This window comes from Streptomyces sp. (assembly GCF_035563135.1).
Lineage (GTDB): Bacteria > Actinomycetota > Actinomycetes > Streptomycetales > Streptomycetaceae > Streptomyces.
Map to the genome: position 1 here is coordinate 1 of NZ_DATMVN010000586.1, position 2,094 is coordinate 2,094.

3 protein-coding genes are annotated in these 2,094 nt (G+C 68.4%); all 3 read left to right on the plus strand.

Going from position 1 to position 2,094, the window contains the following annotated elements; translation table 11 throughout:
• Positions 1-621: 621 nt before the first annotated feature.
• Positions 622-792 (plus strand): hypothetical protein, encoded by a 171-nt coding sequence (locus VN520_RS26220; protein ID WP_325749412.1) that lies wholly within the window; start codon positions 622-624, stop codon positions 790-792.
• A gap of 14 nt (positions 793-806) precedes the next feature.
• Positions 807-1,481, plus strand: a complete 675-nt coding sequence (locus tag VN520_RS26225; protein ID WP_325749413.1) for a hemerythrin domain-containing protein — start codon at positions 807-809, stop codon at positions 1,479-1,481.
• Between the two features lie 193 nt (positions 1,482-1,674).
• A partial coding sequence (locus VN520_RS26230; protein WP_325749414.1) for a DUF4383 domain-containing protein occupies positions 1,675-2,094 on the plus strand: 420 nt, incomplete at its 3' end.

The following is a 2,094-nucleotide window of genomic DNA, read 5'->3' on the forward strand; positions in this document are numbered from 1 at the left end:
AAAACACCACCGCCACAAGCTCATTGACATCGCGCACACCATGCCAACGACAACCATCACCCTTCGTTACCACCGATTACGGGCCAGAGCCGAACGTTTTACAGTCCTCTTACCGGAGCACCGGACAGCGCACTGTCCGAAACCCAGCACGGGCGTTCCCATGCCATCCCAGCACGATCCCAGCACGGGAGTTCCGTCCCAGCACCGTGCAGCTCAGACGCCCCGTTGGCCGCCCCTCAAGCCGCCTGTGTGAGGCGCCCCAGGCTGGCCGCTGCCTCAGCCTGGGGCGTCATGGCGAGAGGGCAGGCCACATAGCGTTCCGCAGAACCGCATGACAACGGCCCCAGGCGCTCCACAGCAGATGCCCATAGAATTCGATCGTGAACTTGACCGGTCGGTGGCCCAGTCGGCGGCCTTTCCCAACCTGACATTCATTCTGGTCGGCGGCTTGGCGTTGGTTGCTTCCCGCAACCGGCGACAAGGACAGAGCCGTCCTGTTCGCAGGCAGCTGACCCATGTATCCGCCGATGCCCGAGTGGGACGACATGGCCCGGGTACCTGGTGGCTGAGCGGGGCCACCCGCACCACCCCCACAACGACACCACGGCCGGAGGCCGACCCATGAGTGAACAGACACCGTCGCAGGCCGAGGGTGAGCGTGAGCCGGCCCCCGGGACGGCCGATGTCCCATCGACGTCCGGCCCCTCCGAGGCGCAACGTACGACACCGTCCCAGGCCGAGGGCGAGCGCGAACCGGACGAGACCGGCGCCGTAGACACGGCCGGGGACTGAGGACGGGCCGCGACATGGCGAGGACCATCAAGGACCAAACGGTCGAACAGTTGGGCGGAGGTGGCAGCGTGCTGTCACGGCAGCGCCGCGACCACGCCGAGATGGACCGGCTGATGGACCGGTACCACGTGCTGACGGATCCCGAGGAGCGAGAACAGACCCTCAAGGAGATCGTCCAGCTTGTCTTCAGCCACGCATTTGCCGAGGAGACCGTGCTCTGGCCGGTCGTCCGGCGCGGCGTCCCGGGCGGCGAGGAGCTGACCGCGAGCGTCGAGGAGGAGCACCAGCAGATCAACGATCTCACTTCCGAGATCGAACGCCTTGACCCGCGGGACCCGAAACGCGAGGAGAAGGTGCAGCAGGTCTTCGCCCTGATACGGGAGGACATCAGGGACGAGGAGGACGAACTGCTGCCCCGGCTGCAGGACGCGCTGGGTCCCGCCCGGCTGCGTCGGCTCGGCGTGGCCTGGGAGGCCGTGCGCAGGAGCGCCCCCACCCACCCGCATCCCGCCGTCCCCCGGCGGCCCCCGGGCAACGCGTTCCTCGGGGTGCCCCTGAGCGGCTACGACCGGGTCCGCGACATGGCCGGTCCGAGCACGCGGACGACCTCGGGCAGGAGGAGGCTCGCCTTCCTCGTCGGGTTGCTCGCCGCCGCCGCGGCCGCCACTGTGGTGCATGGGCGCCGGTAGCGCGCCGCCCTCTTCCGGTGAAAAGGGCCGGCGTCCCGGTGCCGGGACGTCGGTCGTCGACTCGGCAGGACCGTACGCGGTAAGGCGGCTGGGGCCACATTCCGTCGTACCCGTCGTTTTTCCCGGCGATAGCGCGCGGTTGACGGGGTATCCGCCGCTCACTGGAACAGGCCCCTGAGAAAGGAACACCACGATGACCATGCGTACCCGTACGACACCCAACGCCCGCACCCCGGTCCAGCAGGCCGCGGTGATCGTCGGGGCGGTGTTCCTTCTCGTGGGGGTGCTCGGATTCGTCCCGGGGATCACCACGGGCTACGACACCATGAAGTTCGCCTCCCACGACTCCGAGGCCAAGCTGCTGGGCGTCTTCCAGATCTCGATCCTGCACAACCTGGTCCACCTGGCCTTCGGCGTGGCCGGGGTGGCCATGGCGCGCACCGCCTCCGCGGCGCGGACGTTCCTGCTGGCCGGTGGCGCCGTCTACCTGGTCCTGTGGTTGTACGGCATGTTTGTCGGGCACCACAGCAGCGCCAACTTCGTGCCGCTCAACGGCGCGGACGACTGGCTGCACCTCGTCCTCGGCCTCGGCATGATCGCCCTGGGCCTGCTG